Source organism: Parahoeflea halophila, from assembly GCF_900220985.1.
Lineage (GTDB): Bacteria > Pseudomonadota > Alphaproteobacteria > Rhizobiales > Rhizobiaceae > Hoeflea > Hoeflea halophila.
The window spans coordinates 595,059-611,556 of sequence record NZ_OCPC01000001.1; the positions used below are offsets into that span (position 1 = coordinate 595,059).

Below are 16,498 nucleotides of genomic sequence, written 5' to 3' on the forward strand. Positions count from 1 at the left end.
CCGTGCCTACAGCAATTCGCCGCAAAGGGGAAACCACTTTGCAGCGCCAATTGCGCACACGCCCCTAGGCCTCGTCAACTTCCGGTGTCCGCCGCCGCGTGACGATGCCCATCTCATCGTTCTCGCGCATGCGCTTGAGCTGCTCCTCGGCTTCCGTCGCTTCGCGCTGGCGGTCCCACATGGAAGCATAAAGTCCTTTCTGGGCAAGAAGTTCCGCATGACGTCCGCGTTCGGCAATCTGACCGTCCTTGAGCACGATAATCTCGTCGGCGCTGACCACCGTCGACAGCCGGTGAGCGATGACCAGTGTAGTCCGGCCCTTGGAGACGAAATCAAGCGCTGCCTGGATCTCCTGCTCGGTGGCAGTGTCGAGTGCCGAGGTCGCCTCGTCGAGAATGAGGATCGGCGGCGCCTTGAGGATGGTGCGGGCAATCGCCACGCGCTGCTTTTCCCCGCCCGAGAGTTTCAATCCGCGTTCACCGACCATCGACTTGAAGCCGTCCGGCAGCCTGCGGATGAAATCACCGATCTGCGCCAGGTCCGCCGCCCGGCTGACTTCTTCCTCGCTGGCATCGATCCGGCCATAGCGGATATTGTAGGCGATGGTGTCGTTGAACAGAACCGTGTCCTGAGGCACCATGCCGATCGCCGCCCTCAGGCTTTGCTGTGTCACGTCGCGGACGTTCTGACCATCGATCGCGATATTGCCCGACTGGATGTCGTAGAACCGGTACAGAAGCCGTGAAATCGTCGACTTGCCCGCCCCCGACGGCCCGACGATGGCCACCGTCTTGCCAGCAGGCACCTCAAACGAGACACCCCTGAGGATCGGACGTGCCGGGTCGTAGCTGAAATTGACATCCTCGAAGCGGATCGCCCCCTGACCGACCACCAGCGGCTTCGCATGCGGCGCATCGCGAACTTCCGGCTCCACATCGAGAAGCTCGAACATCTGCTCGATGTCGGTGAGACCCTGGCGGATCTCGCGATAGACGAAACCGATGAAATTGAGCGGGATCGAAAGCTGCATCAGCATCGCGTTGATGAACACGAAGTCGCCGATGGTCTGCTCGCCGGCCTGCACCGCAAGCGCCGACATCACCATCATCACGGTCATGCCGACACCGAAGATGACGCCCTGGCCCATATTGAGCCAGCCAAGCGAGGTCCAAACCTGCGTCGCCGATTTCTCGTAGGAGGCCATCGAGACATCGAAGCGCTGCGCCTCCATGGCCTCGTTGCCGAAATATTTCACGGTCTCGAAATTGAGAAGCGAATCCACGGACTTTGTGTTGGCGTCCGTGTCCGAGGCGTTCATCGAGCGTCGGATCCCGATCCGCCAGTCCGATGCCCGCACGGTAAACCAGATATAGAGCCAGACAGTGACAGCCGTCACCAGAACATAGCTCCAGCCATAGGCAACGCCGAAAATGACCGCCGTCAGCGCAAACTCGATCAGCGTCGGCGCAGTGTTGAGAATGGTAAAGCGGACGATGGTCTCGATGCCCTTGGTGCCGCGCTCGATGACGCGGGACAGGCCGCCGGTGCGCCGCTCGAGGTGAAACCTGAGCGACAGCTCATGCATGTGCACGAAGGTCTTGTAGGCCAGCTGCCGCACCGCATGCTGGCCAACACGGGCAAACAGAGCATCACGCAGCTGGTTGAAACCCCACTGCACGATCCGCACCACATTGTAGGCGACCACCAGCATCACCGGCGTCGCAATCAGCGCCGGCATCCAGGATACCACATCGGGCTTGCCGTTGAGCGCATCGGTGGCCCATTTGAAGAAATAGGGAACCGAGATCAGCACCAGCTTCGACAGAAGCAGAAACAGCGTCGCCCACAGCACCCGCATCTTGAGGTCCGGCCGGTCCGACGGCCACATGTAAGGCCACAGGTTTTTCAAGGTGCCGAAGGGATTTCCCTGGTCGGCGGATACGGTTTTCGAAGCCAAGTCAGTTGTCCTTGTTTCCGCTCAGGGCCGCCGCGGCGTTCCCTGCCGGGTGTGGTCTGCCAATTCACCGTCGCCGGAGGGCGAACAACCGCCACTGCAACAATGATCAAGTGTTGTGCCTATGATGCCCGCCAACTCCCGCAGCGCCGCGGCGTTGACGGTATAACGGGAACTCTGCCGGTCGGCGCGGAAGCTCACGAGCCCGGCCTCCACCAGCACCTTGAGATGCTGCGAAACCGTCGATTGCGCCAGACCGGTGGGGCCAACCAGATCCTTTACGCAACAGCTGTGTCCTGTACCCAGGCTGCGCAACAGGCGCAACCGCACGGGATGCGCCAACGCCGCGAGTTTGCGGGCCACGGCTTCGTCATGACAGGAAGGACCTGAATCAGCAATATTCATCGTTCATCGGCGATATACGATGAACGATGTCCGGTCAACCGATCTAGCGTTTTTTGGCTTCGCCGAGGAGCTTTTTGTGCATCTCTTCGGCATTCTCCATCGGTTCTTCAGGCACGGAGAACACCTGGCCCGGCTGGATCCGGTTCGGATTCTGGATCTGGGACCGATTGGCCAGGTAGATCGTGGTGTAGCGCACGCCTTCGCCATAGGTCCGGCGCGAGATCTGCCACAACGTGTCACCCCGGCGGATGATGACGGCGCCGGGCGTCGAAGCCAGTGGCGCCTGGAGAATGGTCTTTGGCTCGCCTGGTTCGCCTAGATCGCCTGGTTCACGGGGACCGGCCGCAACAATCTCTTCTCCGGCAAGCTCCGCATCCGTCATGTCCGCAGGTGCCGCGAGCGCGGTCTCAGCCTGTGAGAGAGCTTCGGCCATCTTGGACAAGTCGCCGGTGACCAGACGGTCGACCGGCGATGGCTCGTCCCCGGTCCCGGTCGAACCGGCGTCTTCTGCTACGGCACCGTCTGCCCCTGGCGCCAGGGCCGCAAGCGCGGACCTGGCCTGCAGGCGCATTGATTTCGCGATCGCCTGGGCTTCAGCACTGCTGCCCGCCGGAAGCTCGGCAATGGATGCTGCCTTGAGCTTGTCCACGGCATCCTCCATCGCCGCACCCATCTCGGCAGTATCAGGTTGCTGGCCGGATGAAGTCATCTGCTTGAGCGCCGACAGCGCATCAAACGCGCTTTCGCGCATCTTCGACAGGCCGGCAATATCGTGCTGCACGAGATCTTCCGGAGCGGAAGCTTCACCCGCAGGCTCCGCGTCAGCCACCTCGACCTCTTCGGCTGGTTCCGCCGGCGCGACCGCGGCCAGCGCCCCGCCTTCGGGGCGATTAAACGGCACGGTCGCCCGCAACAGCACGGTCTCCCCCGCCTTATCCATCATGTCGGCGCTGATGAAATGATCGCCGACCGCCAACTCGCCCGTTGCCTCGACGATGAAGCGTCCAGTCTCATCGGCCGTATCGGTACCGATCAGCTTGCCATCGGCACTGACCCGGACCTGGTGGCCCGCGGTCGCAGACCCGGCAACGAAGATCCGGTCGCCCTCGATTTCCACGGCGTCGACTCGCACGCTGGCGTCCGCGGGAACCGGTGCAGGCGCTGTTTCAGCGTCCGAAGCCGGCGCCGCCAGGGCGACCTCGGACTCCGCATTTGCGTTTGCGTCTTCAGCTTCAGTCTCCTGATCCGGCGTTGCGGCGGTCTCCGGTTCATCGACCCCCTCGCTTTCGCCGGATACCTGTGGCGCCGACGTGGTCAGCACGCTTGATGCCTCCGGCAGCGCTGGTGTCTGGGTGCCGGCCCCGGCATTGCCTGCGCTGGTGTCGGCAGCAGCCAGTTCAGTCCCTGCTTCCGAGCCGGATTCACTGGCGCCGGCAGCAGCCGTCCCGGCTCGGGCTTCAGCCTCGCCGGCGGCTGGCGCCGCGCCCTCGCTGCCGAGAGTTGCAGCGGCCTGAGAACCGTCCGCCCCCTCGCCTGTCCCGGCTGCTTCGGCTGTTTCAGCATTCTGCGGAGGTGCCGATGCTGCAGCAATTTCGACCGCGTCATCGACCGGGGCGGCTTTGGGCTGCGTGATGATCCGGCTGGCTTTGCCGGGCTTGCTGACCATGGCGAGAAGCTCACCATCGGCGGATTCGGGAACCGACACCGTGGCCACCTCTTCGGACTGCCGCACCTTCCCGTCCGCATCCGTGACCCGCAATGTCAGCTGGTAGTCGCCCGCCGGCAACGGCGTATCCAGAACGACCGCAAAATCGCCGCTGGAGCCAACTTCAGTCGTGGCGATCACGGTCTCCCCATTCATGATTTCGAGCGTGGTGCCGGGCTCGGCCTTGCCCGCGATCACGGTTGAACCATCGGGCTCGACCCGAAGCAGATCGAAGCCTGGCATGGCAAAACTGTCGCCCTCCATTGCCGGCTCTGTTGCCTCGGCTGGCTTCGAACCGGCCTCGGCCTCGGCCGCGTCCGCGGGCAGACCCTCCTGCACCGGTGCCTCCTGCGGCTGGTCAGCCGGCGCCGTGGCGTCAACCATATTGGTCTTCGGAGCCGGGACGGATGCCACTTCGGTTTCAGTCTTGAAAATGCTGGGTGCTAAAAAGAACGCGCCGAGGGCAATCGCCGCTGCGAAGCCGAGAAGAACCAGAAAACCGGCATTGTTTTTATTCATTGTCTGCTCCGTGGAGACGGCATAAAATGTGTCATCTGCGCAAAAACCTATATGCTTTGAATACCGGGTACAAGAAAAAGCGATTTGCATCGCCCGCGCCATCTTGACCATGCGCGACTGGCTGTGCTCATTGCCTGCATGAACACACCGTCAGCGCGCATAAGTTCCATCTGTGTCTATTGCGGATCCCAGCCTGGTCACGACCCAGCCTTTCGTCAGGCCGCCGAGATTCTGGGGCGCAGCATGGCCGGACAGGGCATCGGCCTGGTCTATGGTGGTGGCACCAGGGGCCTTATGGGCGCGGTCGCGGAAGCCGTGTTGTCCCATGGCGGCAAGGTCACCGGCATCATCCCCGAATTCCTGATGGACAAGGAAGCCTCACGCCAGGAACTCGGCCAGCTGAGCGAACTGCATGTGACGGCAGACATGCACGAGCGCAAGCACATGATGTTCGAACGATCGGACGCCTTCGTCACGCTGCCCGGCGGCATAGGAACGCTTGAAGAGATTGTCGAAATCATGACCTGGGCGCAGCTCGGCCGCCATGTCAAACCGATGGTGCTGGCCAATATCAATGGCTTCTGGGATCCGCTGAGTGCCTTGATCGGCCACATGCGCGAGGCCGGTTTCATCCACACCGGCCATCTTGTCCGCCCGCTCGTGATCGAATCCGCCGAACAGATCGTGCCTGCGATCCAGGCCGCGGCCACGGGCAACGGCGAAGACGAAACCATCATCTCGAAGATGTAGCTTTTTCCCGACCCGGACACCTCCAGCGGCGTCCGCACGGATTCGATCTCACCTGCCCCATCGGCACAAGCGGCAGGACTCACCAGCTAGTCATCTCATCTGGCTATGCCTGATGCAGCGGCCGCAGCTGCTGCCTGGCGCGCCCTGCGGCTGCGCAACAGCGAAGAGGTATAGATCGCCAGCGCAATCCAGATCAGCACGAACGCGGCCAGCTTGTAGGTCCCGAACGGCTCCTTGAAGACGAACACCGCGATGAAGAAGATCATCGTTGGCGCGATGTACTGCATGATGCCGATTGTCGACAGCCGCAGCAACTTGGCGCCATTGGCGTAGATCATCAGCGGCACCGCGGTGACCACGCCGCACCCCAACAGCAACAGCACGTCCACCATCCCGGTATCACCGAAATGGCCAACGCCGTTGAATTCCACATAGGCGATGTAGCCCAATGCCAGCGGTGTCAGCATCAGCACCTCGAGAAAGAAGCCCTGATTCGGACCGACCGGCAGCGATTTCTTGCACAGCGCGTAAAAACCCCAGCTGAGCGCAAGCCCGACTGAAACCCAGGGCAACCCGCCGGTTTCGAACGCCAGCAGCCCGACGGCAACAACGGCCAACGCGATCGCCGCTTTCTGGCGCCCATCGAGACTCTCCTTGAGCAGGATTGCAGCCAGAAAAATCGAAAACAGCGGATTGATGTAGTAGCCAAGCGCAGTCTCGACAGCCCGTCCTGCGGCGATCGACCAGACATAAATGCTCCAGTTGATGGTGATCAGGGCCGCCGTAATGAAGCCCATGCCCAGCGTGCGTGGCGACTTGAAGGCAGCACGGATGTCCTTGGTGCGGCCAAGCAGAAGCAGCACCACCGCAGCGATCGGCACCGACCAGATCACCCGGTGCGCCACAACTTCAAGCGCCGGGATGTGGGCCACGGCCTTCATGTAGAACGGCAGAAAGCCCCACAGCAAATAGGCCGCCAGCGCAAAGGCAAAGCCCCGCGGCGTGTCTTCGTCATATACCGGCGGTGCTGCTTGGGTCGCCATGATCAGTCCTGCTTCTTTCCGACAACAAGGTCAGACGCTTAGGATATCGCGCGTGAATGGGCAAATTCATTCCGCTGAACGACGTGATGCGCGACACCCCCGCCAGTAGCAGGCGGGTCATCACGAATTGCCCCGAAAGATAGCGACCGCCGCAGTGGCCAAGGCGGCATTGCTTGCTGCCAAGCTTCCATCAGGCATCTGCCGGCAGTCCTCGAGCCCGATCCGGGTCGACCAGTTGTGCTTGCGTGCAAGCCGGACGAAATCCCAGGCAGTCGCGTCAAAACCATGCAGCAGGATCGACCGCGTCACACCGGCATCTGCAAGCACTGATGTGATGCCTTGGGTCACGGCATGGGCTGCGGACAGCTCTTGCTCCTCGATCTCGATGAGGATGCGAAAGGCCTTGCTGTGGTTATCGAGTGCAACAAAGCGCTTCGCATCATCGATCGTCGCGAGCCCGGCCTCGATGCCGACACCGGCGGAGTGCAGCAAGTCCATCACCTGCGGCGCGTCGGGTTCCGACAGATTGACCGAGGCGTAGTCCGGCAGCACCGTCCAGTTGGAGATCCGTTCGCGGGTCTTGCCGATGTCGTTTTCGATCCAGGCACCGGTCGATACGCCGATCAGCGTTCCCGGGCACGCGCTGCGAACGGCAGCAACCGTCGTGTCGACGGCGGCCAGGCTTTCCTGCAAGTCCCCGTTGCGCGGGTGGATATGGAGTTCCGCCGCCCCTGCAGTCAGGCAGGCGGCGCCGTCTTCGGCCATGGCTTCCGGCGTTAACGGAAGTCCTGGATGAAAGTCTTGCGGCCGCGCGCCGTTCAGACATGCCTGTACGATCACGTTGTTTTCCTCAACTCTGTAACGGCAGCCCTATTCTGCCGCGATCCGGCCCGCCAGATCCCGGTTTTTCATCAGCTTGAAGACGACCGAATCCATCAGCGCCTGGAACGAAGCGTCGATGATGTTGTCGGAAACGCCCACCGTCCACCAGCGCCCGCCATCGCTGTCGGCCGATTCGATCAGCACCCTTGTGATCGCCTCGGTGCCGCCATTGAGGATCCGCACCTTGTAGTCGACCAGTTCGAGATCGGCGATCTCCGACTGGTAGACGCCGAGATCCTTTCTGAGCGCGATATCGAGAGCATTGACCGGCCCGTGCCCTTCGGCCACCGACATCATCTCCTGGCCGTCGACGACCAGCTTGACCACGGCTTCCGAAACCGTGGTGATCTGCCCCATGGCATTGAACCGCCGTTCGACCATCACCCGGAAGCTGGTCACCGAGAAGAATTCCGGCACGCGGCCCAGCGTCCGGTGCGCCAGCAGCTCGAAGCTCGCATCCGCCCCTTCATAGGCATAGCCGGTGGCCTCGCGCTCTTTGACGATCGCAATCAGCTTGTCGAGCTTCGGATCGCTCTTGCCGACCTCGATGCCACGCCGTTTCAGCGCATTGATGAAATTGGACTTGCCGCCCTGATCGGAGACCATGACCTTGCGGAAATTGCCGACACTTTCAGGCGGCACATGCTCATAGGTCCGCGGATCCTTGAGCAGCGCCGAGGCATGAATGCCGGCCTTGGTGGCAAAGGCCGACGCGCCGACATAGGGCGACTGGGCGGCCGGCGAGCGGTTCAGCAGCTCATCGAAGCCATGGCTGAGCGATGTAAGTTCAGCCAGTTTTTCAAGCGAAATCCCCGTCTCGAACCGGTCCGAGAAGTGGGGCTTGAGCATCAGTGTCGGAATCAGCGTGACCAGATTGGCGTTGCCGCAGCGCTCGCCGATGCCATTGAGCGTGCCCTGGATCTGCCGGACGCCGGCTTCCACCGCAGCCAGCGAATTGGCCACCGCCTGCCCGGTGTCATTATGGGCGTGAATGCCCAGCCGCTCACCGGGGATGCCTTCGGCGATCAGGGCGGCGATGGTCTCGCGAATCTCGGACGGCTGGGCGCCGCCATTAGTGTCGCACAGCACGATCCAGCGTGCCCCGGCCTCATAGGCCGTCCTGGCACAGGCCAGGGCATAATCGCGATTGTTCTTGTAGCCGTCGAAGAAATGCTCGCAGTCGACCATTGCTTCCTTGCCGGCTTCGATGACCGCCTGAACCGACCCGGAAATCGAATCCAGATTTTCCTCGTTGCTGCAGCCGAGCGCCACCTTCACATGGTAATCCCAGCTCTTGGCAACCAGGCACACCGCATCGCCCGACGCCTGGATGAGCCCGGCAAGACCGGGATCATTGGATGCCGAAATGCCAGCCCGCTTGGTCATGCCGAAGGCCACGAAGGAGGCGTTTTGCGTGCGCTTGCTGGCAAAGAACTCGGTGTCGGTCGGATTGGCGCCGGGATAGCCGCCCTCGACATAATCGATGCCGAAATCATCCAGCATCTTTGCGATGGCAATCTTGTCCTCGACGGAAAAATCGATCCCAGGCGTCTGCTGGCCATCGCGCAAGGTGGTGTCGAACAGGTAGATGCGGTCTTTGGTCATCGTATTCTCCAGAAACGAAGGGGAGAAATACCCCCCTCTGTCGGCGGCGCCGACATCTCCCCCGCAAGGGGGGAGAATGGAACCTGTGAATTTTCTGCGCCCGATCTCTCTCCTTGCGGGGGAGATGTCACGACGTCGCAGAGGGGGGTGCGAGCCAATTCCTCAAGCATCGGTTTTCCCCGCGAACCTGTCAGTGGCGTGGATCAGCTGATCAAGAATCCCGGGTTCGGAAAAGGCATGTCCCGCCCCTTCGACGAGGTGAAAACCGGCCCGTGGCCAGGCCTTGTGCAATTGCCAGGCGATGCGCGCCGGGCATGGCATGTCATAGCGGCCATGCACGATGACCCCGTCAATCCCGGCAAGCTTGTGGGCATCGCGCAACAGCTGCCCCTCGTCGAGCCAGCCCCCGTGAACGAAGAAATGATTCTCGATCCGGGCAAAGGCCAGCGCGAACCGGTCTTCGTGAAACTTGTCGCTGGTCGAAGGTTCGGGCAAAAGCGTGATGGTCTCGCCTTCCCAGCCGCTCCAGGCCCTGGCCGCGGCGATCCGTTCGGCCGGGTCATCCCCAACCAGCCGCTTGCGATAGGCCGCCATCAGGTCGCCACGTTCGGCCTCGGGGATCGGTGCCAGAAACCGCTCCCACTTGTCGGGAAACATCTCCGAGACGCCAAACTGGTAGTACCAGTCGAGCTCTGCCTTGGTCAGTGTGTAGATGCCGCGCAGCACCAGCTCGCTGACCCGACCCGGGTGGGTTTCGGCATAGGCGAGCGCCAGCGTCGAGCCCCAGGAGCCGCCAAACACCAGCCATTGCTCGAAGCCGGCCATGTCGCGCAGTCGCTCGATATCGGCAACCAGATCCCAGGTGGTGTTGTTGTCGAGCGAGGCGAACGGCGTCGAGCGCCCGCAGCCGCGCTGGTCGAACAGGATGACGTCGTACAGAGCGGGGTCGAACAGCCGCCGGTGCACCGGCCCGAAGCCGCCGCCCGGTCCGCCATGCAGAAACACCGCCGGCTTGGCTCCCTTCGTGCCAACCCGTTCCCAATAGACTGAATGCCCGTCGCCGGTGTCGAGATAGCCGGTCTCGAACGGCTCGATCTCCGGGTACAATCCGCGCAGCTTGCTCATTGTCTCACTCCCCCATACACCCGGACGATGGGAGCTGCCGTTACCGCGACACCCGGCACGCCCTTGCCGGTCAGGCTGTATGGCAGCCCCTTCGGGGTTTGTGTTCCCGCCCTTTGCCCGCTCATGCTTTCCGCTCCGGCCAGGAAACCGTATCGTGGTCCGGATGCTGGCGGTTGGTCGAGGCAATGCTCTCAAGACCACCGGGCAGATCGTCCCGGTCGACATGTTTGCCAGGCAGGCTGCCCGGTGCCGCGTGAAACGGCAGCCGGCTTTCGATGCCGTCCTGTGACACCGGCGGAAACGCGGCCGGGTCATCGAGACTGCCCAGCGTCACCGCCATGCCCTCCGATTGCAGCGTGTCGAAAAACAACGGCGTTCCGCAATCCCGGCAGAAGCCGCGCCGAACCGGTTCGGACGATTGGAACCAGCCCGGCTTGCCCCGGGTGATGCTCAGGCTTTTCCCGGGCGCAAACCCGAGCGGCATGAAATAATTGCCTGCCGCCTTCTGGCACATCCGGCAATGGCACAGATGCGGATACTCAAGCGCGCCTTCGACGCGGTAGCGGACCGCCCCGCACTGGCAGCCGCCGGTGTGAGTTGAGCTCATTTCAGTTCCCTCCCGACCGATTGCAGAATATGCATGCAGACATTGTCGTTATCGGTCAGCACATCGTGATTCCAGAAGCGGACGACCTGCGAGCCCTGTTGCTCGAGATAGCGTGTTCTTGCTTGGTCACGGGTGACGTTGTTGGCGTGCTGCGAGCCATCGACTTCGACGACAAGCCGGTGCTCTGGGCAGGCGAAGTCCACAATGTAATTGCCAATCGGTACCTGCCGCCGAAACCCCAGCCCCATCAGCCGGTGCGCCCGGAGTTCATTCCAGAGCTTGAGTTCCGCATCGGTCATCGCGCTGCGCATGCGGCGGGCATTGCGCCTGAGATGCGGTGGCACTTTGCTATGTGGCAAGCGACCCCCCTCTGTCACTGCGTGACATCTCCCCCGCAAGGGGGGAGATTGGCGTGCCGACGGATCACGCCAAGACAACTCAACTGCATTTGCAACCATATTGCAACCTGAGGGCGAATAGCTCACCGAAATGATATCAATTCGCTGCTTGCTTAGGACAAGGAGACCTTCAACACGTTCAGACCTCGGTGATTTACCTCGGCCGGAGCCCCAGGCCCCCAATCTCCCCCCTTGCGGGGGAGATGTCGGCATAGCCGACAGAGGGGGGTAATGCGGTAACCTCACCGCTTCACTTCCCACGTCGTCACCCGCTCGCCAGTCTCGGGATCCTTGCCGTCCTTGAGCTGGATTCCCTGTGCCAGCAGCTCGTCGCGAATCTTGTCGGCTTCGGACCAGTTTTTTGCGGCGATGAAAGCCAGACGTTTGTCTACATACTTGGAAACGTCGACCAATGCTTCTTTGGGCCGCAGGTCGACGCCAAGCAGATCAGCACCCGCGATCAAGTTCGAAGCAGGGATACCGGTTGCCTGAAGGTTTCGAATGTATTCGCTGGTGTTGAGATCATCACCCAACGCTTCCAGAAAAGTTGGGTGCAGGTTCGTGGCTATGCCACCCTCCGCCTTGCGGCGGAGTTTCTGCAGAATGCTTTCAGCCTCCTCCAGCCGCTTCACGCTGAAATCGATCGGTTCGCGGTAGTGGGTCATCAGCATGGCCAGCCGCAGCACTTCGCCGGGCCATTTGCGGCCGCCGAATTTCTCGGTTTCCAGAAGCTCGGCGATGGTGACGAAATTGCCCTCGGATTTCGACATCTTCCTGCCCTCGACCTGCAGGAAGCCGTTGTGCATCCACAGGTTGGCCATGCGGTCATTGCCGTGGGCACAGCAGGACTGGGCGATTTCGTTTTCGTGGTGCGGGAAGATCAGATCCAGCCCGCCGCCGTGGATGTCGAATTTGTGCGGCTGAGCCAAGGCCGCCTCCGTCAGCTGGCCCGCCTGCTTGGGACGCTGCCAAAGCAGTTCGTCGCTCATCACCGAGCATTCGATGTGCCAGCCGGGGCGGCCGTGAATGGTGACGCTTTCGCCGGCTTCGGTGAAGACGCCGTCCCAGCCCGGCTCGTCGGCAGCCGATTCTTTCCACAGCACGAAATCGCCCGCATTGCGCTTGTGCTCTTCGACCGCGATGCGGGCGCCGGCCTGCTGGTCTTCGAGCTTGCGGTTCGAAAGCCTGCCGTAGTCTGGCATCGAGGTGACCGAAAACAGCACTTCGCGGCCCTCGCGGCCAGAGGTGACATAGGCGTTGCCCTTGTCGATGAGCCGCTGGATCATCTTCACCATGCCGTCGATATGGGCGGTGGCGCGCGGCTCGAAGCTGGGCGGCAGGCAGCCGAGAGCCGCCACGTCCTTGTGGTAGCGGTCGGCGGTTTTCTCTGTCACCCGGGCGATGGCCTCGTTGAGCGGCAGATCGGGATAATCGCGCAGCGCGCGGGCGTTGATCTTGTCATCGACGTCGGTGAGATTGCGCACATAGGTGACGTGGTCCTCGCCATAGACGTGGCGCAAAAGCCGGAACAGCACGTCGAAAACGATGGCCGGCCGGGCGTTGCCGATATGGGCATAATCGTAAACCGTCGGGCCGCAGACATACATCCGCACATTGTCCGGATCGATAGGCGTAAACTGTTCCTTGGCCCGCGTCAGCGTGTTCCAGAACTTGAGGTCCGTCATGTCAACTCCCCGATGCCGGCGCCCGGCCCGGGTCGTTTGTCCTGTATGGTGAAAAGACGAAAACGGCCGAGCCAGCGAAGCGCTAGCGAATAATGATGCCGCAGATGCAAGTGGCGCGCGCGCCGTGTGCCGTTTTCATGCTGCTCTTATCCCCGATTGAAACGGCCCGGTCAAGATGCCCGGGAACGGCTTTCAACCGGCAATAAAACGTATCAGCAACGACACCGACAGGGCCGCCATCACGGCCGCGATCAGCCCGTCGAGAACCCGCCAGGCAGAGGGTCTGGCAAACAGCGGCTCGAGCACCCGCGCGCCATAGCCGAGCCCGAAGAACCAGAGGAACGAGGCCGACATCGCGCCGATGCCGAAGGCCAGCCGTGCCGTGCCTTCGTAACGCCCGCTCAACCCGCCCACCAGGAGCACGGTGTCGAGATAGACATGCGGATTGAGGAAGGTGAAGGCGAGACAGGTAAGCACCGCGGCCTTCAGCGATCCGGGAGCCGAACGCGCGGCCTTCATTCCGGACGGATTGAGAGCCCGCTTCAGCGCCAGAAAAGCATAAACGGCGAGGAAAGCCGCACCGCCAAGGGTCACAACGGCGATCAGGACATCGGACCCCGAGATGATCGCTCCGAGCCCGGCGACGCCGAGCCCGATCAGCACCGCATCCGACAGCGCGCAGATCAGGCACAGGATGAAGACATGCTGGCGGAGCAGCCCCTGCCGCAGGATGAAGGCATTCTGGGCACCGATGGCGATGATCAGCGAACCGCCAAGCAGCAGGCCGGCAATGGCGGGAGTAACAAGTGGCGTCATCAGGTCAGAACAACTTCATCTGCTTGTCGGCCGGATCGGCGGCCTTGGGTTTGCGCGCCGGCTTCTCCGACCCGGGAGCAGCGGGGGCGTCGGTCGCTGGCTCTTGCACCTCGGGGCCGCTGTTTGCAACCTTGTTGACCAGATCAGAGACACGGATCGCCTCGAAATAGTCGTCCGGCGCCGGCGCCATCAGATCGGCGACGTGGCGCGGCTCCTGGTTGAGGCAGTCGAGCCAGCGGGAAAAATCCTCCGGATGGATCACCACCGGCATCCGGTCATGGATCGGCGCCACCTCCCGGTTCGGCCCCACCGTCAGCACCGCGGCGGTGTCCATCTCGGCGCCGTCGGCGCTCATATAGGTTTCCATCAGCCCGCCAAAGGCAACGATCCCGCCATGCCTGGGCTTGATCCAGTAGGGTGTGGATTTTTCCTTCGAGCCCTTGCCCGGCCGGTGCCATTCGTAAAAGCCCGAGGCCGCGATCAGCACCCGCCGGTGCCGCATGGCGGCGCGGAACGAGGCTTTCTCGGCCGCCGTTTCGGAGCGCGCATTGATCAGCAGAGGAAACTCCGCCGGATCCTTGACCCAGCCCGGCAGAAAGCCCCAGCGCGCCAACAGCGCCCGGCGATCGGTGCGGTTGTCGCCTTCCTCGCGACGGCGATCGCCGGTGATGACCAGGATCGGTTGGGTCGGCGCAATATTGTAGCGCGGCGGGAAGTCCTCGATTTCCTCGAGACCGAACAGCTCCTGCACCTCTTCCGGGGTTGCTGTTAAAGAAAAACGTCCACACATTGCCAATCCATGCAGCAGGACAGGAACAGGGTCAAGCAATGACAGCCCAGACAGGTGACACGCCAGCCGCTCCGCAACTGGCGGTATCGGTCGCGCTTGAACGCGACGGCAGATATCTGCTGGTGCTGCGTGCCAACCCGCCGGCCCAGCACATGTATGCCTTTCCGGGTGGCCGCGTCGATCCCGGAGAGGCGCTCGAAGCCGCCGCCCTGCGCGAACTGGAAGAGGAAACCGGGCTGAAGGCCAGCAATTTCCGCCCGTTCATGACTTTCGACTTGAGCGCAGACGATCCAAGTGAGGCCGGAAAGCCGAGTTTCATCCTGACCGTGTTTCTCGCCGACGACCCCGGCGGGACGGCAGTGGCACAGGATGACGCCAAGGCAGTGGGCTGGTTCACACCCGAAGAAATCCGCGAACTGCCGGTGCCGCAAAGCATGACCTCCTGTATGGACCGGCTGGCGCAGGCGCTTCCCACACCCTGACCATGGCACCCCGCGCGCCGGGTCCTGGCCGGTGCAACGCTTACAGGCAATTGCGGCATCGGCGCCGTCCGGATCGGGTGTCAGGCCGAAGAGCGGAAACAGGATTCTGTGTCAGATCAAGCCAATGTGAGCGGGCTTGATTGGCGAAAGCCGGCCTCTCGGGGCAGGATGCGCGCATGACGGGTTTCGGCTTCCATTCCGCATCTGCGGCTCGACAGACAAGGCGCCTGGCTGCAGGGCAGACGGGGGCGATCGTTCTGGCGCTGATGACCGGGTTCTGGTTGGCCATATCAACCCTTGCCGCAGCCGCCGATCCCGACCGCTGGCGCAGCGAGGGCTGGAAGACCGATTTCTCGCAATTCGCAATCGACTTCGACAGCATCATGTCCGGCGGCCCGCCGCGCGACGGCATTCCCTCCATCGACGACCCGGCTTTCCTTCCCGTGTCCGAAGCCTCGGGCCTCGATCCGAAGGAGCCGGTTATGGCGCTCACGATCGACGGCCAGGCCCGCGCCTATCCCCTGCGCATCATGATCTGGCACGAAATTGTCAATGACACGCTGGCAGGCCGGCCGATTGCGGTCACCTACTGCCCGCTCTGCAACGCCGCCATCGTGTTTGACCGGGTGGTTGACGGCGCGGAAACCACGTTCGGCACCACCGGCAAGCTGCGCAACTCCGACCTCGTCATGTATGACCGGGAGACCGAGAGCTGGTGGCAGCAGTTCACCGGCGAGGCGATTACCGGCGCGAGGACAGGTACGCAGCTTGAGATCATCCCGTCGCAGCTGATATCCTGGCAGGACTTCAAGGACCGCCATCCCGGCGGCGAAGTTCTGGTGCCAAACAATCCCGGCTTCAGGGATTACGGCCGCAATCCCTATGCAGGCTATGACAGCTCGGCGGTGCCATTTCTTTACCGCGGCCCGATGCCGGAGGGCATCAGCCCGTTGTCCTATGTCGTCCTGGTCCGCGATGGACCAAAGCCGATGGCGGTTGCGCTCGACCGGTTGCGCCGGGAAGGCAGCGTTGAACATAATGGTATCGACATTGCCTGGGTTCCCGGAGTCCGCTCGGTTCTCGACACCGCCAATATCGGGGAAGGCCGCGAAATCGGCAGTGTCAGCGTCACCCGCGATGGCGAGGTCGTGGCCCACGAGCTGACCTTTGCGTTCGTCGTGCATGCCTTTTTGCCGGACACTGATATTCTGAAATAGGCAGAGCATTGCCGGACGGGATTTCATCGCGTCACCACTTGGTGTATGGGAGCGAGCATGATGCGCCGCTTCCTCCTGATCACAGCCTTGCTGACGCCGGTTCTGCTGGCATCGGGACAGGATTCCGTATGGGCCCAGGACACCGCCGAAGAGACGATGGCTTCACCCGACCTGCCGCCGCCGCCTTACGAAGCGAAATTGTTGCGGCTGGCGGAGATCATCGGATCGATCCAGTACCTGCGCAGCCTGTGTGATCCCGAGGGCGAGAACGGCTGGCGCAGCAGCATGCAGGCGCTGCTTGACAGCGAGACCGAAGGCGAACCTGACCGGCGCGCGCAATTGACCGCCGGGTACAATCGCGGTTTCCGCGCTTTCGCCTCGGTTTACACTGATTGCACGGCCTCGGCGGTTGTGGCGGAGGAGCGATACCGTTACGAAGGGGCCACACTGATTACAGAAATCGTGGCACGTTACGGAAATTGATGTTTTGTTAACCGATATCGTTCCTGCCCCGT

Annotated in this window: 16 protein-coding genes; 4 read left to right on the forward strand and 12 right to left on the reverse strand. The window is 62.3% G+C overall.

The annotated features are described in order from the left end of the window. Positions 1-64: 64 nt before the first annotated feature. The 3 genes from CRO46_RS02880 to CRO46_RS02890 form a co-directional block, all read right to left on the reverse strand. Positions 65-1,957: an ABCB family ABC transporter ATP-binding protein/permease gene (locus tag CRO46_RS02880; protein ID WP_179758927.1), complete on the reverse strand. Its 1,893-nt coding sequence runs from the start codon at positions 1,955-1,957 to the stop codon at positions 65-67. A 21-nt stretch (positions 1,958-1,978) separates the two neighbouring features. Further along, positions 1,979-2,317, reverse strand: a complete 339-nt coding sequence (locus CRO46_RS02885) for an ArsR/SmtB family transcription factor (protein WP_244577749.1) — start codon at positions 2,315-2,317, stop codon at positions 1,979-1,981. A gap of 85 nt (positions 2,318-2,402) precedes the next feature. Beyond that, positions 2,403-4,583, reverse strand: a complete 2,181-nt coding sequence (locus CRO46_RS02890; RefSeq protein ID WP_097104871.1) for a LysM peptidoglycan-binding domain-containing protein — start codon at positions 4,581-4,583, stop codon at positions 2,403-2,405. Positions 4,584-4,721: 138 nt separating this feature from the next. On the opposite strand from CRO46_RS02890, the gene CRO46_RS02895 reads away from it, so the two are divergent. Then, positions 4,722-5,333, forward strand: a complete 612-nt coding sequence (locus tag CRO46_RS02895; protein WP_097106446.1) for an LOG family protein — start codon at positions 4,722-4,724, stop codon at positions 5,331-5,333. A gap of 95 nt (positions 5,334-5,428) precedes the next feature. Here the strand turns inward: CRO46_RS02895 and rarD are convergent, their stop codons facing one another. The 9 genes from rarD to CRO46_RS02940 form a co-directional block, all read right to left on the reverse strand. Further along, on the reverse strand, positions 5,429-6,376 hold the full coding sequence (gene rarD, locus CRO46_RS02900) for an EamA family transporter RarD (RefSeq protein WP_097104874.1): 948 nt from the start codon (positions 6,374-6,376) through the stop codon (positions 5,429-5,431). Positions 6,377-6,496: 120 nt separating this feature from the next. Further along, positions 6,497-7,216 carry a 3-keto-5-aminohexanoate cleavage protein gene (locus tag CRO46_RS02905; RefSeq protein ID WP_097104877.1) on the reverse strand — a complete coding sequence of 240 codons (720 nt, stop codon included), beginning with the start codon at positions 7,214-7,216 and terminating at the stop codon, positions 6,497-6,499. A 30-nt stretch (positions 7,217-7,246) separates the two neighbouring features. Beyond that, on the reverse strand, positions 7,247-8,863 hold the full coding sequence (gene cimA, locus CRO46_RS02910) for a citramalate synthase (RefSeq protein ID WP_097104880.1): 1,617 nt from the start codon (positions 8,861-8,863) through the stop codon (positions 7,247-7,249). A gap of 162 nt (positions 8,864-9,025) precedes the next feature. Beyond that, positions 9,026-9,988: a prolyl aminopeptidase gene (gene pip / locus CRO46_RS02915; RefSeq protein ID WP_097104884.1), complete on the reverse strand. Its 963-nt coding sequence runs from the start codon at positions 9,986-9,988 to the stop codon at positions 9,026-9,028. Positions 9,989-10,109: 121 nt separating this feature from the next. Beyond that, a complete protein-coding gene (locus CRO46_RS02920; protein ID WP_097104887.1) occupies positions 10,110-10,595 on the reverse strand; it encodes a GFA family protein in 486 nt (161 codons plus the stop codon). Beyond that, entirely contained in the window at positions 10,592-10,954 is a 363-nt protein-coding gene (locus CRO46_RS02925) for an endonuclease domain-containing protein (protein WP_097104889.1), read from the reverse strand. Before CRO46_RS02925 ends, CRO46_RS02920 begins: the two co-directional genes overlap by 4 nt. A gap of 281 nt (positions 10,955-11,235) precedes the next feature. Further along, positions 11,236-12,678 (reverse strand): cysteine--tRNA ligase, encoded by a 1,443-nt coding sequence (cysS, locus tag CRO46_RS02930; protein ID WP_097104892.1) that lies wholly within the window; start codon positions 12,676-12,678, stop codon positions 11,236-11,238. Positions 12,679-12,870: 192 nt separating this feature from the next. Next, a complete protein-coding gene (locus CRO46_RS02935; protein ID WP_097104895.1) occupies positions 12,871-13,494 on the reverse strand; it encodes a LysE/ArgO family amino acid transporter in 624 nt (207 codons plus the stop codon). Positions 13,495-13,498: 4 nt separating this feature from the next. Continuing rightward, the gene (locus CRO46_RS02940; RefSeq protein ID WP_097104897.1) at positions 13,499-14,284 is read right to left on the reverse strand and encodes an SOS response-associated peptidase; all 786 of its coding nucleotides are present in this window, start codon (positions 14,282-14,284) and stop codon (positions 13,499-13,501) included. A gap of 38 nt (positions 14,285-14,322) precedes the next feature. Between CRO46_RS02940 and CRO46_RS02945 the strand changes: the two genes are divergently transcribed. From CRO46_RS02945 to CRO46_RS02955, 3 genes are all read left to right on the forward strand, one after another. Further along, the gene (locus tag CRO46_RS02945; RefSeq protein ID WP_097104900.1) at positions 14,323-14,766 is read left to right on the forward strand and encodes an NUDIX hydrolase; all 444 of its coding nucleotides are present in this window, start codon (positions 14,323-14,325) and stop codon (positions 14,764-14,766) included. A 176-nt stretch (positions 14,767-14,942) separates the two neighbouring features. Further along, entirely contained in the window at positions 14,943-15,983 is a 1,041-nt protein-coding gene (locus CRO46_RS02950) for a DUF3179 domain-containing protein (protein ID WP_097104903.1), read from the forward strand. Positions 15,984-16,040: 57 nt separating this feature from the next. Then, a complete protein-coding gene (locus CRO46_RS02955) occupies positions 16,041-16,466 on the forward strand; it encodes a TIGR02301 family protein (RefSeq protein WP_244577750.1) in 426 nt (141 codons plus the stop codon). Positions 16,467-16,498: the final 32 nt, after the last annotated feature.

Bases quoted from the DNA above. Each gene is read 5' to 3' on its own strand.
- CRO46_RS02890 (WP_097104871.1), bottom strand. From the start codon at position 4,583: ATGAATAAAAACAATGCCGGTTTTCTGGTTCTTCTCGGCTTCGCAGCG.
- CRO46_RS02895 (WP_097106446.1), top strand. From the start codon at position 4,722: ATGAACACACCGTCAGCGCGCATAAGTTCCATCTGTGTCTATTGCGGA.
- rarD (WP_097104874.1), bottom strand. From the start codon at position 6,376: ATGGCGACCCAAGCAGCACCGCCGGTATATGACGAAGACACGCCGCGG.
- cimA (WP_097104880.1), bottom strand. From the start codon at position 8,863: ATGACCAAAGACCGCATCTACCTGTTCGACACCACCTTGCGCGATGGC.
- pip (WP_097104884.1), bottom strand. From the start codon at position 9,988: ATGAGCAAGCTGCGCGGATTGTACCCGGAGATCGAGCCGTTCGAGACC.
- CRO46_RS02920 (WP_097104887.1), bottom strand. From the start codon at position 10,595: ATGAGCTCAACTCACACCGGCGGCTGCCAGTGCGGGGCGGTCCGCTAC.
- cysS (WP_097104892.1), bottom strand. From the start codon at position 12,678: ATGACGGACCTCAAGTTCTGGAACACGCTGACGCGGGCCAAGGAACAG.
- CRO46_RS02935 (WP_097104895.1), bottom strand. From the start codon at position 13,494: ATGACGCCACTTGTTACTCCCGCCATTGCCGGCCTGCTGCTTGGCGGT.
- CRO46_RS02940 (WP_097104897.1), bottom strand. From the start codon at position 14,284: ATGTGTGGACGTTTTTCTTTAACAGCAACCCCGGAAGAGGTGCAGGAG.
- CRO46_RS02945 (WP_097104900.1), top strand. From the start codon at position 14,323: ATGACAGCCCAGACAGGTGACACGCCAGCCGCTCCGCAACTGGCGGTA.
- CRO46_RS02950 (WP_097104903.1), top strand. From the start codon at position 14,943: ATGACGGGTTTCGGCTTCCATTCCGCATCTGCGGCTCGACAGACAAGG.
- CRO46_RS02955 (WP_244577750.1), top strand. From the start codon at position 16,041: ATGATGCGCCGCTTCCTCCTGATCACAGCCTTGCTGACGCCGGTTCTG.